This window comes from Paenibacillus sp. FSL P4-0127 (assembly GCF_038007325.1).
In the GTDB taxonomy this organism is placed as follows: Bacteria; Bacillota; Bacilli; order Paenibacillales; family Paenibacillaceae; genus Fontibacillus; species Fontibacillus macerans.
This window is the reverse complement of record NZ_JBBOWY010000001.1, coordinates 1,679,468-1,694,242: the sequence shown is the minus strand read 5'-3', so window position 1 is coordinate 1,694,242 and position 14,775 is coordinate 1,679,468. Positions and strand designations below refer to the sequence as shown.

The following is a 14,775-nucleotide window of genomic DNA, read 5'->3' as shown; positions in this document are numbered from 1 at the left end:
TCTTTTAAATTTAACTTCAATCGTTTTGAAAAAAGGTATAAACTAACTTCTTACTACATCTATTAAATAAGCACCATATTCAGTTTTCAGTAATGGCTCTGCGAGTTTTTCTAATTCGGACTCGGTAATATAGCCCATCCTAAACGCTATCTCCTCAATACAAGCTATATATAGACCCTGTCTCTTTTGAATCGCTTCAACAAAATTACTCGCTTCTAATAATCCCTGGTGCGTTCCTGTATCAAGCCATGCCATTCCTCTGCCAAAAAGCTCTACTTTTAAACGCTTCATTTCAAGATACATCTGGTTGATTGATGTTATCTCAAGTTCCCCTCTGGCAGATGGAGTTACATTTTTTGCAATTTCAACCACATTATTGTCATAGAAATAAAGTCCAGGGATAGCGTAATTCGACTTGGGCATTTTAGGTTTTTCTTCAATAGAAACAACGTTATTAAACGTATCGAATTCAACTACTCCGTAATCAACCGGATTTTTAACATAATAACCGAATATCAAAGCACCATTCTGTATAGATGAGCCTTTCTTTAGTATTTCGCTAAATCTTTGTCCATAAAATATATTATCCCCCAGTACTAATGAGACGTTGTCCGAACCGATAAAATCCTCTCCCAAAATAAATGCCTCAGCCAATCCCTTTGGTTCCTGTTGAGCTTGATAGGAAAATCTCATCCCCAATTGGCTTCCATCTCCTAGCAGATCCATAAATAGTGGCAAATCACGCGGAGTAGAAATAATAAGAATCTCTCTAATTCCAGCAAGCATTAGCACAGATAGCGGATAATAAATCATGGGCTTATCGTAAATTGGTAATATCTGTTTAGAAACAGCTTTTGTTAATGGATATAACCTGGTTCCTGATCCGCCAGCTAAAACTATACCTTTCAAAATAGCTCACCCTAACTTTTCGTAATATTAATATATGTTGAATAGCAACCTTCGCAAAATCGAAATCTAGCTCCAAACTTCGCACTATGCTAAAATACTAACGTATCTACTAGCAAAGGAGATAAATACGTGTCGAATCCAGTATACGGGAAAATGGCCGTAGAGTCGAGAATTCGGGAAAAGTTACCTGCGGCGTTATGGTTGTTGTTAATTGGCTTAATTATGTTTTTGGTCTGGGCCCCATTCCAGGCCGGTGTGTTTAACGGTCTTGTGCTAAATTTTGAGCAGCCGATCTATTGGTCGGTTCTTGTCGGCAGCATCTTGCTGCTGGTGTGGGTTGCGGCTTTCTTCAAAAATATCAAGCTGGAAGACCAACGGGACTGGACAGCCCTATTTGTTCTCTTAATTCCCATAACTTACATTATCGCACTTATTTCAGCGGCAAGCCAGTACTTTGCATCCAATATGGTGCTGATTCAATCGCTTTATGCGTTTATGTTCATTATGGGACTTTATTTGCTGCAAAATCACAAGGCCAACCGGATGATTGAGACGACCTTGATTACGGTTGCTTACGTGATTGTGCTGTTCGGCTTATTCAACTGGCTCGGTCAGGGAAGAACCGTGTCGGCCATTGTCGGCTGGTTCTCGGGAATTGTCGTTAATGGACAATACACGCAGGCAGTTTGGGTTGACGCAAACGGTCCGCGACTCGCATCTGTTTTCCAATATCCTAATACTTATGCTGCGTTCCTGATGGCCTTCTTCTTCATCGCCGTGTTCGGCATCACCCGCTCTAAAAAGTGGTACGGCCAAGCGGTTCACGCATTTATGCTGGTACCGATGGTCCTTTCGATTTTGCTGACGTTATCGCGCGGCGGCTTGGTATTCTTGCCTGTCGTCTTCGTCGTATTGTTGTTATTCCTGAAGCCGGCCAAACAAATCCTGTGGATTGTTTATTGCGTGCTGGCCGGTGTTGCCACGCTGGTGATCGCTAAACCGGTAACAAACCTCGGCCAGCAATTCCACCTGGGGCAAATCAATGATCCGGCCAAAGGCTGGTTTTATGTACTTGGCGCCTCGCTGGCGTTGGCCGTGATCGCATGGCTGATCCAGCGTTATGCAGCTCCTCGTTTGGAAAGCGGTCTTAGCAAATGGGCCGAGAAAAAGCTGTCCACCCTGTGGCTGCCGGTCGTTTCCGTCGTTGTGGTCGGTATCCTGGCTTGGCTGTTCCTGGGCACGAACCTCAAGCATATTTTGCCGGGCAACATCGGGGATCGTTTGGAAAACCTTAACCTGCAGCAGCACAGTTTCCTTGAACGGATGACATTCTATAAAGACGCCGTAAAAGTTCTTAAAGATTATCCAATCATTGGTGCAGGCGGCGGTGCATGGGCGTCGATTTTTGAGAAGTATCAAAACAACCCGTACTCCAGCCGTCAAGCGCACAGCTTTGTGATGCAGTATCTGGTCGAGACCGGCCTTTTAGGATTCATTATTTTTGTGGCATTTCTGATCTTTATTTTCTATAAATATATTCGCGGCTACATCAAAGCCGGTGAACAGGAACGTGACTCTTATTTTGCTTATTTCATTCTTGTTTTTTCGATTCTGATTCACAGCTTGATGGATTTCAATATGAGTTTTGTTTTTATCAGCATGCTTGTTTTCCTGGGTCTGGGCGGCATGGCGGCTGTGATGGACAACCGCCCGGTAGCCAAACTCAAGTTGAAGCCAGGCACAATGCGAGGCTTGTATAGCACGGTTATGGTGCTTGCCTCGATCGTGCTGATCTTTGTGTCGATCCGTTATATTGGGGCGAGCCAAGACGTTGTTAAAGCTAAAAACTTGTTCACCACAAGTAATGACTTCCAGGAAATTAAAACACCGCTGGATAAGGCTCTCAGCAAACGTGGAGATCACCCCGATGCGGTATTGTATATGTCCAGCCTTCTTCAAGCCGTGTACAGTCAGACGAAAGATGAGTCTTTTTACAACGAAGAGCTTAATTTACTAACAAATACGCTGAAAAAAGAGCCGTTCGACAAAAATATGTACAAGCAGCTCATGACGCTGTATCAATCCAATAGCGAAAACGATAAGGCATATGCCGTTCTTCGCGATAATGCCGATCGTTACGCCTATGATATGAATTGGTACGAACAGTTGATTGTGCAGTCTTATGAGCTAGGTTACCAAGCGCTTGGTCAACAGGATACTGCCAAGAAGGACGACTACTTCAAAACAGGACTTGCCGCATATCAGCATGTGGTTGCCGGGGTTGAACATTTGAAAACTCTGCCGAAAGGTCAATTGCAAGGAAATCCGTTTGAAATCACGCAACCGATGGTGCTAAACGCCGGTAAAATGCAATATATGCTGAACGATCCGGCAAAAGCTGCGGAGATTTTTAAAGTTGGCATCAAGGATGACTTGAATGATGGTACGAACCGTGAGATCGCCCGCTGGTATTTGGCAGCCTTGCAGAAGAACGGAACCACCGACCAGGCGGTATATGATCGCTTGCTGCAAATGGATCCGAACGAAAAAGGGGAAATTGACAAAATAACTCAGCAAAACTTTTAAAGCGTAAAGAAAAACGGTCTCTCACTCAGGAGAGGCCGTTTTTTGATTTGCACTAACGATTTCCGTCATAAAACGAAGTAATTCATCCCGCAATTCCGGATTTTCCAGCGCATAATGGATGGTGGTTTGAATGAAGCCCATCTTCTCGCCCACATCATGCCGGGTTCCTTCGAAGTTATAGGCCAAAATTCGTTCCGTCTCACCGAGGCGCGAGATCGCATCGGTCAACTGGATCTCTCCGTTTACGCCTACTTGTTGTTCTTCAAGAATGCCAAAAATCGCCGGGGTCAAAATGTAACGCCCCATGATCGCCAAATTAGAGGGGGCCTTACCGGTTTCTGGTTTCTCCACCAGTTCATTGGCCAAGTAAACCCGCTCCTGAATCACCGTAGGATTCACAATCCCGTAACGGGACACCTCATTCCAGTCTACCGGCTGCACACCAACTACCGAAGCTTTATGCTCCTCAAACACGTTGATCATTTGTTTTAGGCAAGGTACCTCCGACTCGACGATATCGTCGCCAAGCAGCACGGCAAACGGTTCGTTGCCGATAAATTTCCGTGCGCACCAGATCGCATGTCCCAGGCCTTTTGGTTCCTTTTGCCGGATGTAGTGAATATCCGCCATCTCCGAAGATTTACGTACCTCTTCAAGAAGCTGAAATTTTCCTTTTTCATTTAGATTGTATTCTAGCTCAAATGATGTATCAAAGTGATCTTCGATCGCACGCTTACCCTTCCCCGTTACAATAATAATGTCTTCAATCCCGGAAGCGACCGCTTCCTCCACGATATATTGGATCGTGGGCTTGTCGACGATCGGCAGCATTTCCTTGGGCATGGCCTTGGTCGCCGGCAGAAAACGCGTCCCTAATCCGGCCGCCGGAATAATTGCTTTACGAATTTTCATTAAAATTTCTCCCTAATTGGAAAATAAATTGCAGATGTTGACATTATACCACATACATTGTACAAACATAGATACACGGACCTAGAGACATGCTCCCGATCCGCCCATTTTGTCCATTGTCTCTGATTTAGGTTTTGAATCCCCCCGCTAAAAATTCTCAAATCTAGCTACTCCCTTGAAGAAAAAGGGTTTATTCCGCGGCTCCGGTCCTGCGGAATAAACCCTAGAATAAACCCTTATTTGTGAAATTCGGTTATTTCAACCGGTTACCTGCCCGCCTTTTCCATAATGTTTCTCTCAATTTCATCGGGCGTGGGGTACCGGTCTTCTTTTTTGGAGACGACAATACTGGCCAGCATATTCCCGTATCTCAACGCTTCTTCGAGCGGTTTCTCCTCCAGCACGCTGTAAATGAAGCCGGCGTTGAAGCTATCCCCGGCCCCCGTCGTGTCGTAAGCCTTTACAGGAAATCCGGCATGATGCACGGCTCCCGAGCGGGTATAAGCGCTCGCTCCCCGGCTTCCCCGCTTGACAATGATGGTATTGGCGCCTAAAGAAATCAAGTGCTTCGCGGCTTGATCCACCTCGCTCGCCCCGGTTAGATGCAAAATTTCTTCATCGTTGGGCATAAAGTAATCGATGTACGGCAGGAAGGAGATAATCTCCTGCCTGCTCTTTAAACTCCAACCATCGATGGCCGAGTTGGCATCGAAGAAAGTGATTTGACCGGCGGCTTTAGCCCGTTTCAAACAGGTTTGCGCCGCATCGGGACCAAATCCCGGAGCCAGGAAATAACCGTACAACAGCGTCGCACGCGCAAGGTCGAAATCTTGCTCCCTTTCAACCGAAGCCGCGGTTAAATCGTAGGCGTTCCCTTTATAAGTAACAAAGTAGCGATCCCCGCCCTCTTTGACGATGGATACGGACAGCACCGTCCCTTTTTCGGTCCGGGCAAGCTCATTTTCTATGAGTGGAGATATCTCGTCGTAAATTTTGCTTCCGTAATCGTCTTGGCCCAAAAGGGAGATGACCCGTTGTTTGACGCCGAGCTTGGCCAGCGGGAAAATCGTGTTGGCCAGGCCGCCGGGCCGCAAAATCATCGTGTCGACCATATGTTCTTCGCCAAAGTCCGGCCGCTCTTTCACTTGGGCGAGGATCAGATCTGCGGTGATCACACCTACCAAATTAATCATCGAGGTTATTCCTTCCCTGTAACTTTCGTGATGATTTCAGCTTCCCCAGCGACCAACCCCCGCTTCGCCGATAACTCGATGGCGGCTAACTGAACGACCAGCGAGTAAGGAATAGGGCTCACGTATTCGTGAACGGATGGAATTGCGAACGACATGACGCGTTCATGTCTAAGCTCTTCGTCGGAGACATAAAGCACTTTCGCGCCCAATTCGGCCATTTCCAGAACATACTTTTTATTAGTTTCGTAAGTTGCTCCTTTAGGATTAAAGAAGATGGCTTGCAAATTCTCTTTAATCAATTCGAATGGACCATGCCGGAATTGCGGAGCCGAAGCGGCCTCGGCAAAAATCCGCGCCGTTTCCTTCAGCGTCAAGGAACCCTGCCGCGCCGTGTAAACCGAAGGCCCCCGGCCCAGCAGAACGAGCGGTTTCTCCGGGCTAATGAAATCGACGATCCGCTTCCGGTACTCCTCTTCTCTATTCAAATGCTCTTCAATGACGTCAGCCGTCCGATAAAGCGAATCCGTCAGATCGTTCCCCGTCATTTTAGAGCCCAATAGCAGCATCAAAGCCGCCGTCGTCGTAAAAGATTTCGAGGAAGCGATAGCTATTTCTTTTCCCGCATGCGTGAGCAGAACCTCCCGGGCCAAACCGGCCAAAGAACCGTCCGGGGAGTTGGTGATGGCCGAGGCCAAGGGGTAGCGCTTGGCCAGTTCCTTGGCCTCGAAGCTCTCCCCGCTCTGCGAAACGATGTAAAGCTGATGCTTGTCCAGGAAAGAATCGGGATAATAGTATAAAAGTTCGGAATTGTCGATAGCCGACGCTTGAATGCCGTGCAGGTTCAAATAAGAGACAAGCAGTTCGGAAGCGGCCAGGGAGCTGCCCATGCCCGTCAACAACAGCGGCTTGTCGCCGGCCGCGCTGACGGAAATATTGTTTCGAATCGTCTCCCGGATCGCCTCCGGTTGTTGTTTAACCTCGTTGAAAAATTGACTCATAATCCTCATCCCTTCTCAGAGCCTTCCGACAGGCCGCTGATGATGTATTTTTGTAAGAACAAAGCCAAAGCAATCGGCGGCAGCGATGCCAGCAATCCGCCGGTAATCTGCATGCCGAAGTCGATCATGCCGCGTTTCGAAAACTCGGAGATCGCCACCGTAATGGTCTTGGCGTCATAAGTCGAAGTGAATATGCTGGCGAACATAAACTCGTCCCAGGCGATCAGCAGCACGAATATTCCGGTGGCCACCAAGCCCGGAAGCGATAGCGGCAGCAAAAACTTGAACAAAATGCCGAGCGGCGATACGCCGTCGATTTGCGCCGATTCTTCCATAGACCTTGGAATCGAACGGAAATACGTCTGCATCATCCAAATGACGTACGGCAGGTTAAAGGCCATATAGATCACGATAAGCGCCGGCTTATGGTTGATCATCCCCATTCGGGCGAAGATCACGTACAGAGGGATCAGCAGCACCACTTCCGGCACCATCCGGAAGCCAAGAATCGAGACCAGCAAGGCGTCCTTGCCGCGAAAACGGAACCTGGCGCAGGCATACGCCGCAAACATCCCGATGAACAGCGTCAGCAGGGTGGAGCTGAGCGCGACGACCACGCTATTTTTCATCGCCGTTAGAAAGGGGGGCAGGCTGCCGTCGCTTGCTTCACCGGAGAACACTCTCGAGTAATTGTCAAAAGTCCATTCCGCAGGCCACAAGTGAAGGGTTTTCGCGTTCAGATCCCCGCTGGAAGAGAAGGTGGCGATCACCAGCAGGAGCAGAGGCAGCGCCGTAAACAGCATGATAAGAGACACGCCGACATATATCCAAAACTTCTGAGCTCTTGTTCTCTCCATAGGTCACTCCGCTTTTTTGTATAGAATTTTGATGTAGATAAAGGCGAATATCAGAATAAAGATCGACATCACAAACGCTATGGACGAGCCGTAACTGAATTTGCCGAACATCATGGAGGACTGATAGGTCAGGAAGGACAGCACTTGCGTTCCCCCGGCCGGGCCGCCCCCGGTCATGATATAAATAATGTCGAATACTTTGAAAGCTTCCATCGTCCGCATGATCAGCGCGACCAATATGGCCGGACTTAAAAGCGGAAGCGTGATGCTGAAAAATCTCCGGAACGCCGAGGCCCCATCGATTTTGCCTGCTTCATAGGCCTCAACCGGGAGGGACTGCATCGCCGCCAATAAAATCAGAGCCACGAAAGCCGTATTTTTCCACACATCGGCGATAACGATGGCATTCATAGCCGAAAAAGAGGAGCCCAAAATATTAAAGTAACCATCCGTAATGCCAAGGGCGGCCAGCAACACGGTGACCGTTCCATGATCCGGGTCGTAAAGCCATTTCCATAGGACCGCATTTACAATCGTGGGGAAGGCCCAAGGAATCAGCATAAAACCTCTGACAAAACCTCGTCCCGCAAATTTCTCATTCAGAATCAAGGCAAACGCCATGCCGAGAATGAACTCCAAACCTACCGAGGTCACCGTAAAATACATCGTTCGGCCGACGGCCTGCCAAAAGGAAGCGTCGGACAGCACTTTGGCGAAATTCTCAAAACCTACGTAATCCCAAAGTTTCGGATTGTCCAGTTTGTGCACATTTTTGGTCAAGTTAATGAAGCTGATAAAAATCGCGTAGATCAAAGGAAGCAGGGTCACGCCGAGAATAACGAGAAAACTGGGCAGCAAATATCCGAAAGGCCGAAGTTTTTTGATCATTAGATACCTCCACATCCATATGAGACTCCGCAGGTTTGATGGGAAGTCCCGCCGGAGCGGGACCCGTTTAATTGCCGTTGGCCGCAAGCTGTTCCGTCGATGCCGCCAGCTCATCAAGCGCGGTCTTCGCATCCTTTTGACCGGTTAATACCGCCTGGAGAACAATCTGCATATTTTTGGAAAATTCATTGTAGGAATCCAGCGACGGGCGGGAAATCACCTGCTCCAGCTGTTTCTCCATATCCTTCAGTGCCGTAAAGTTCTGATTGAGATCGGCGTCGCTGTAGAGCTCTTTCCAAATCGGCAGAGAGCCGGCTGCGAGCGATTGCTGTTTTTGGACTTCCTTGCTGCCCAGGTATTCGATAAACTTCCAAGCGGCGTCTTCATGTTCCGATTGCGGAGTAATCGCCAGGTACATCGACCCGGTAGCCGCCGTATGCGGGGCTCCCTCGGCCGCCGGAACCATCCCCACCTTCACCTTGCCTTTGACTTTGGAATCGCTGCCGTTCAATTCGCCCCAGTAAAAAGACCATCCGGCAACAAACGCCGTTTTCCCGTTTTTAAAAGCATCCAGCACTTGACGGTCGTTGTAGTTGATCGACGCCTTGTCGATCACTCCGTTTTTCATGGAATCGGCCATGAACGTGAGCGCCTGAACTCCCTTCTCGTCATTGAACGCCGGCTTACCCGCCTCATCCATAAACTTTCCTCCGAAGGAGCCGAGGAATTCGGCAAAGTAAGCAACGAGGCCTTCATTGGCGCTCCATCCCCATGCGCTGGCCGAACCGGGGGTTATTCCTTTCTCCTGCAGAGCTTTCGACATCGCAGTGAACTCGTCCCAAGTCGCCGGCGGGTGATCGAAACCGGCCTTCTTTAACAGTTCTTCGTTATAGTAAAAGAACACGACATCGTTAAACATCGGTACGCCATAGATCTCTTCGCCCAGGCTGGCGATTTGCAGGCTCGCCGGCAGGATGCCTTGCTTCATCTCGTCGGTGTAGCGGTCGGTCACCGGAAGAATGAATCCGGCGTTGGCATACTCGGAGGTCCAGATTTCATCGACGTCCACAATGTCGTAAGCCGCGTCGCCGCTGGCGTTAAAGGAGGCCAACTCCTTATCGTGCAACTGATCGTACGCTACATGATCCAGAACGACCTTGATGTCCGGGTTTTTCGCATTGAACTCCTCCACCGCTTTCTCCCGGAAGCCCGCAAAGTCATCGCTCGACAAAACGCGAATCGTTTGAACACCGCCGTCATTGGCGCCGCTTGCCGGTTTTCCGCCGGAACACCCGGCGAGCAGGGACGGAATTAGCACAAGGGACATGATACCGAGTAATGACTTTTTCATGAAATAACCCCCATTGATATGTTAGTTTGTTCGAAGTACAAACAAATTGAAAGCGGCGCGGCTCTTCATTTCAGAGCCTCTTGCTGACTGAACTTGAATTTTTTTAAGACCATAGAAACTACCGCTATATGTGTTCTGGCTTCCTTGAAAGTACGTCGATAAAAGCTTTTTCTTATAGATCCTCCGCATCCTGCAGCTGCTGGAATACGTAAGCGACTGCTCCCAATCCGCCCGCATCCCTGCCCAGGCGGGCCAGCTTAATCTCCGTGCGGATCGGCGTGAGTTCAGACACCTGCTGGCGGATATCCTCAATTACGGCGGACATGGAGCCGGATACGCCCCCGCCGATAATCACTCTCTGCGGATTCAGCAAGCTTGCGATATTCGCGATGGTGATGGACAAATATTGCACAAATTCGTTAATAACGCGAGCCGCCTCAGGCTCTCCCCGGGTGTAGCGAACAAAAAGTTCTTCGGGAGATACCCCGCTTTTCTCCAGAGCGAATGCCGAAATTTGCTGCTCGAACGCTCCCGTCTGTCCGGGACGGTTCCGTCTGTTTTGGGCCAGGTCCTCCCGATCGATAAAACAGTTGATTTCCCCCGCCGAGTAACGATGGCCTTCAATTAATTCGCCGTTGGCGATAATAGCGCCGCCCACCCCGCTTCCAATGGCTATGAAGAACATATTGTCCGTTAACCCCTCGCTGCCCAGCCATCTTTCGCCTAATGCGGCAAAATTGACATCGTTGTTGACATATACCGGAAACGGAAAATAGGTTTTCGCCTTCTCAATCAGATTGATGTTGCCCCAGTTCAAAGCGGGCACGTCGAGGAGAATCCCTTCCCTGCTGTCCACAATCCCCGGAAGCCCGATCCCCATGCCGAGGATACGATCTTTTTCAATCCCGGATTTTTGAATAAACGATTGAACCAGATCCAAAGTCTCTTCTACGGTAGCCGTTGTTTTGCATTCTTCCTTATGCTCGATCTCACCATCAAGGTCGGTCAATACGATCAGGGTTCGAGTCCGCCCGATATCGACGCCGATGCCGTATCCCGATTTAGGGTTAAAGCCCAGTTCGATTCCCCTGCGGCCCCCATCCTTGGTAGAGTCGCCCAACCCCGTCTCCACAACAAACTTTTTCTTGATCAGCTCATTGACGATGGAGGTGACCGTAGATCGGCTTAAACCTAATTTTTTGGCTATTAAAGCTCTGCTGATTTTTTTCTCGCTGCGGATCATTTCCAGAACCAAATTCCGGTTGATCTTCTTGATCAGATCTAAACTTCCGGTTCGATTGTACAACCTCTCCCCTCCTTCATTCAGTTTCGTCGGAGAACAAACAAACTAAAATTTAAAGTAATTATAACATGTCGAAATTTACTGTCAATAGTGTAAGCGATATCATTTTGAAAATATGTTATGAAAACTGACAATGTTGTTCGAAATGGTATGGAAAAGATCAAAAAAATAGATAAATATAACATATTGTGTGTAACTAAACTAACATCAAATTATGATAACGATTGATCCCTTCATCCCTCTTCGATAACAAAAAACCGCTTCACCGGACAAACGTCCGATCAAGCGGAATCGGGATAACAAGTTCAGGTACAAAACTTCTTCTTTGGCAGCTTCACTTCTTAGTGGAACCACCATTTGCGCCGCGGATGTTGCCGAAGTTCTTCTTCGCTGTAGAGCCGATGGCCGGGTTCGGGAGTATGCAGGAAACGTTCGGTGCCGAATTCGATTTTGCGGTATTCCGACTCTCCGTCGATTTCCAGCCGTCCTTGAATTTGGTGTACGGCGATTTGCATCTCAAGGAATCCTTCAACCATCTTAAGTCACCCTCCTAAATTGATGAGCTTTACTTTGAAAATCATGGCCTTCCGACGTTGTGAGCGATGCTTTGATTTACGCCTTCATTATAGCAAATCAACGATTTTTTTAGCACCGATAAACATTGGTTATCAGGGTCTTCAGCGCCCCAGTTCACAAAACTTCCAAAACTTGTCTTTCCTAGAAAAACGACTGTCTGCACGGGGAGAATTCTGAATTTTTGCGTAAAAAAACGCTCGCCCCTTTAATGGGACGCCCTTGTCCAAGACTTATTCAATGACTTTACAAGCTCAACTTAATAATCAGCGCTTGACAGGGAAGGCCGGTAACCGATCGTGGCAAGAAATATCGGCAGATCCATATCCGCTGTCCGGACGCTTTGCATGATTATCCCGTTTGATCCGGAAGCAGAGAGGAAGATAAATTCAGGAGAAGAAAATAGGTTTGGGAGCAGCAGACATGTTCGAGATCGTTAGTTCGAGATCGTTAGTTCCAGATCGTTAGACAGGTTTGTGAGAAGCAGGTTTAGAGAAGTGAAGCAGACCTGACGGAAGGAATGGGGCACGACACCGTGAAAAATGAAAGGCCCGTGATTAGCCCCTACCCTCCCCCCCTGAACAAGAGGGATAATCGTGCAAAGCAGCATGCAGGGATACCAAGACACGAAACGCTATAGACAGCCCAGCCGCCTCAGAGCCAAAGTCATAATTTATTTTGTCAAGCACTGATCTCGGTTTTGAGCCACTTTACATTGTTTATTATCGAGTTAGTTAAGCGGGTGACGTTATGCTTTAATCAGCCGATTTTCAGCTGGGTTGTGGCCTTCATTACGTACGGATGCCCAGCTTTTCCGCGTAGGCCTCGTGCAGTTCCTGCCAACCGTATTTGAGCGCTTCTTCCCCGACCATCGAGGGCATTTGTTCGCCGGCCAACGTCCCGGCCAAGCCATCCAGGCAAAGGTGCCAGCCTGCCGCATAGGAAGGCGCTTGTTTGCGATCCGCAAACCGATGCCGCAACACCAGGGTCGTCTTACCTTTGCCAAGGGCGGCCAGTTCCCAGCGCAGGATGTCTGCACCCCAGCGGAACACGAGCAGATGGGGAGCGTTAACCTCCAAAACATATCCTTCCATCTCTTCTGCCTCAGGCGTGTTGATATGCTTCAGCCGTACGGCCCCCACTTCGGTCAGATCCTTGTCTGCTGAAAACGGCCCCCACTTCGGGACTTGATCGGCCCGGGTCAGCGCGTCCCAAACTTTTTCAGGCGGATGGTTCAATACCCGTTTCAGCACTAGCACCCAATCCTCCTGCTCTTGCATAAGCTTGGGATTCTCAATCGGCGATCTCATGTTCCGTTTCCTCCTAATCTTTTTTCTGCTGGTCCAAAAAATTCTCCAAGGCGTCAACATGCCGATTCCACTTCTTGCGATAGGCTTTCAGCCATTCGTCGATCTCTGCCAGCGGCTCGGCTTCCAGCGAATAGATGTGCTGCTGGGACTTGATCCGGACCTTGACCAGACCGCTTTGGCGCAGCGTCCGCAAATGCTTGGATACCAAGGGCTGCGACAGCCCCAACGCCTGGGCCAGATCCGTTACGTTGGATTCCGACTGGAGCAGCAGGTCCAAAATCCGCCGGCGGGAAGGCTCGGCAATGACGGCAAAGGTATCCGGCATACTTATCGCCCCTTTCGATAGTATTATCATAACCCTTTGGTTATATAACTGCAAGTTCATATATAATGAATATGGCGAAAAGAAGAATTTTCTGTTGAGAGGAGTATTTTCACGTCAAAAATTGGAACTTTTAAATTGACTTTATGGGGTGCAAAAACTTATTATTATTTTGTGGAGTGCAGAAAGTGAGGTGAGCAGACTGAGCCCACGAACAGGACGGCCAAAAGTGGACAACCCGAAAACCTTTAGCATCAAAGTTCGCTTCGACGAAGATACAAACCAAGCCCTGACTGCTTATTGTACCAAGCATAATATCACCAGAACCGAAGCGATCCGGTTGGGGTTGAAGCTGCTTTTGTCCGAAGAAGAAAAATAAAAGGAAGCGGCGCACACTCGCTAAAGAATCACGCCACTTCCCCCCAAGGCAACCCCCAAAAAAGGAAAGTTGCATAAATATCCTACCATGTGCAAACTTTCCTTTCAAGGAGGCGGCCACTTATAGAGGTAGTTCAAAAAGTCATCTTTTGATCACGAAGCAGGTCAAGAAGCGGATTCGGCGTCGAATCTTGAATTCAGCCGGGCCTAAGCATATGCTTCCGAAGCATGTTTCCTACGGAAACATTTCAGTTGCTCACGTACCCAAAACTTACGCTTCATCCAACCTTCTCGATGCTCCAAACCTGACTTTTTGAACACGTACTTATATAGAAAGGGAGGATAAACGTGCCAAGTATTTTGGAAGAGCTTTATGCCGGAAATATTTTGCCGGATGAAATGATCGTGCCCAGGAACCCGAAATATCGTCCATTATGCCAACAAATCTCCACGGCGATGGAGAACTGGCGCAAGAAACTGGGCGAAAAGGAATTCGGCGAATTGGAAGCTTTGCTGGATCTTCATGCGGAGGCCAGTGCCATGCATAATGAGGCGGCATTCACGCACGGCTTCAAGCTGGGAGCGGCTATCCTGGCGGAAGTGCTGGCCGGAAAAGAGGAGCTTGTCCGTTCGATATAGAACGTAAGCGTGATCTCCCGCACAGATAAAAGAGGATGAAGGCGGGACAATGATATTACTTATAAGGTACTCGTATTAAGGGCACGGAAGTGCTACGAAAATGGCCTTATAAGTAAAGGAGATGATCTCTTATGACAAAGGTAAGCTTCGCAAAGTCCTTAGAGTCAGCCAATCCTCGGTAATCAAATCCCATAAGACTAAGCGGGCAATTTCACCTGTAAATGGGGTCATGATTATTCCTCCTACTCGTGCTCAAAGAGAACAATCTTCGATTTTAATGCGGAGAGCTAGGCAAAAATAATTCAATCCATTGGCCAAGAGGCATATGATAAACGAAGAATAGAAGCTGATGAGGAATTTGAACGTATTACTGGTATCAAAGTCCGCTCTTAATGGAGCGGATTTTTTTACGCCCGAAAAATTCAAACAAAAACCACAAATTAATGTTGTTTTATGTTGATTTTCCAACAAATCGTATTTATGATGGAGTCAGATAGCGCAAGACTTGAAAGTTCTATGCACTTATTCAAGTGAACAGTTTCACAAAAAAGGAGGG

Annotated in this window: 14 protein-coding genes; 3 read left to right on the top strand and 11 right to left on the bottom strand. The window is 48.2% G+C overall.

The annotated features are described in order from the left end of the window. Positions 1-42: 42 nt before the first annotated feature. A complete protein-coding gene (gene rfbA, locus NYE74_RS07385; protein WP_240752114.1) occupies positions 43-909 on the bottom strand; it encodes a glucose-1-phosphate thymidylyltransferase RfbA in 867 nt (288 codons plus the stop codon). Positions 910-1,038: 129 nt separating this feature from the next. Between rfbA and NYE74_RS07380 the strand changes: the two genes are divergently transcribed. After that, the gene (locus tag NYE74_RS07380) at positions 1,039-3,495 is read left to right on the top strand and encodes an O-antigen ligase family protein (protein WP_341004701.1); all 2,457 of its coding nucleotides are present in this window, start codon (positions 1,039-1,041) and stop codon (positions 3,493-3,495) included. A 21-nt stretch (positions 3,496-3,516) separates the two neighbouring features. Here NYE74_RS07380 and galU read toward each other — a convergent pair whose 3' ends face one another. The 10 genes from galU to NYE74_RS07330 form a co-directional block, all read right to left on the bottom strand. Beyond that, positions 3,517-4,407, bottom strand: a complete 891-nt coding sequence (gene galU / locus NYE74_RS07375; protein ID WP_036619427.1) for a UTP--glucose-1-phosphate uridylyltransferase GalU — start codon at positions 4,405-4,407, stop codon at positions 3,517-3,519. Between the two features lie 266 nt (positions 4,408-4,673). Next, entirely contained in the window at positions 4,674-5,600 is a 927-nt protein-coding gene (locus NYE74_RS07370) for a carbohydrate kinase family protein (RefSeq protein ID WP_341004700.1), read from the bottom strand. 5 nt (positions 5,601-5,605) lie between these two features. Next, complete coding sequence (locus tag NYE74_RS07365) at positions 5,606-6,598, bottom strand: SIS domain-containing protein (RefSeq protein WP_341004699.1); 993 nt, start codon at positions 6,596-6,598, stop codon at positions 5,606-5,608. 5 nt (positions 6,599-6,603) lie between these two features. Further along, positions 6,604-7,455 (bottom strand): carbohydrate ABC transporter permease, encoded by an 852-nt coding sequence (locus NYE74_RS07360; RefSeq protein WP_036619424.1) that lies wholly within the window; start codon positions 7,453-7,455, stop codon positions 6,604-6,606. A 3-nt stretch (positions 7,456-7,458) separates the two neighbouring features. Next, complete coding sequence (locus tag NYE74_RS07355) at positions 7,459-8,343, bottom strand: carbohydrate ABC transporter permease (protein ID WP_170180045.1); 885 nt, start codon at positions 8,341-8,343, stop codon at positions 7,459-7,461. A 67-nt stretch (positions 8,344-8,410) separates the two neighbouring features. After that, on the bottom strand, positions 8,411-9,694 hold the full coding sequence (locus tag NYE74_RS07350) for an extracellular solute-binding protein (RefSeq protein WP_341004698.1): 1,284 nt from the start codon (positions 9,692-9,694) through the stop codon (positions 8,411-8,413). A 172-nt stretch (positions 9,695-9,866) separates the two neighbouring features. Further along, on the bottom strand, positions 9,867-11,000 hold the full coding sequence (locus NYE74_RS07345; RefSeq protein WP_036619422.1) for an ROK family transcriptional regulator: 1,134 nt from the start codon (positions 10,998-11,000) through the stop codon (positions 9,867-9,869). 338 nt (positions 11,001-11,338) lie between these two features. After that, positions 11,339-11,533 (bottom strand): hypothetical protein, encoded by a 195-nt coding sequence (locus tag NYE74_RS07340; protein WP_036619421.1) that lies wholly within the window; start codon positions 11,531-11,533, stop codon positions 11,339-11,341. Positions 11,534-12,361: 828 nt separating this feature from the next. Next, positions 12,362-12,880 carry an SRPBCC family protein gene (locus NYE74_RS07335; protein ID WP_170180046.1) on the bottom strand — a complete coding sequence of 173 codons (519 nt, stop codon included), beginning with the start codon at positions 12,878-12,880 and terminating at the stop codon, positions 12,362-12,364. A gap of 13 nt (positions 12,881-12,893) precedes the next feature. Further along, the gene (locus NYE74_RS07330; RefSeq protein ID WP_036619420.1) at positions 12,894-13,205 is read right to left on the bottom strand and encodes an ArsR/SmtB family transcription factor; all 312 of its coding nucleotides are present in this window, start codon (positions 13,203-13,205) and stop codon (positions 12,894-12,896) included. 226 nt (positions 13,206-13,431) lie between these two features. Here NYE74_RS07330 and NYE74_RS07325 point away from each other — a divergent pair, with 226 nt between their 5' ends. Both NYE74_RS07325 and NYE74_RS07320 read left to right on the top strand, forming a co-directional pair. Beyond that, positions 13,432-13,581, top strand: coding sequence for a CopG family transcriptional regulator (locus tag NYE74_RS07325; protein WP_227872948.1), 150 nt, complete (start codon positions 13,432-13,434; stop codon positions 13,579-13,581). Positions 13,582-13,928: 347 nt separating this feature from the next. Continuing rightward, positions 13,929-14,219, top strand: a complete 291-nt coding sequence (locus tag NYE74_RS07320; RefSeq protein WP_124333368.1) for a DUF6809 family protein — start codon at positions 13,929-13,931, stop codon at positions 14,217-14,219. Positions 14,220-14,775 lie beyond the last annotated feature (556 nt).

Bases quoted from the DNA above. Each gene is read 5' to 3' on its own strand.
- galU (WP_036619427.1), bottom strand. From the start codon at position 4,407: ATGAAAATTCGTAAAGCAATTATTCCGGCGGCCGGATTAGGGACGCGT.
- NYE74_RS07370 (WP_341004700.1), bottom strand. From the start codon at position 5,600: ATGATTAATTTGGTAGGTGTGATCACCGCAGATCTGATCCTCGCCCAA.
- NYE74_RS07365 (WP_341004699.1), bottom strand. From the start codon at position 6,598: ATGAGTCAATTTTTCAACGAGGTTAAACAACAACCGGAGGCGATCCGG.
- NYE74_RS07360 (WP_036619424.1), bottom strand. From the start codon at position 7,455: ATGGAGAGAACAAGAGCTCAGAAGTTTTGGATATATGTCGGCGTGTCT.
- NYE74_RS07355 (WP_170180045.1), bottom strand. From the start codon at position 8,343: ATGATCAAAAAACTTCGGCCTTTCGGATATTTGCTGCCCAGTTTTCTC.
- NYE74_RS07350 (WP_341004698.1), bottom strand. From the start codon at position 9,694: ATGAAAAAGTCATTACTCGGTATCATGTCCCTTGTGCTAATTCCGTCC.
- NYE74_RS07340 (WP_036619421.1), bottom strand. From the start codon at position 11,533: ATGGTTGAAGGATTCCTTGAGATGCAAATCGCCGTACACCAAATTCAA.
- NYE74_RS07335 (WP_170180046.1), bottom strand. From the start codon at position 12,880: ATGAGATCGCCGATTGAGAATCCCAAGCTTATGCAAGAGCAGGAGGAT.
- NYE74_RS07330 (WP_036619420.1), bottom strand. From the start codon at position 13,205: ATGCCGGATACCTTTGCCGTCATTGCCGAGCCTTCCCGCCGGCGGATT.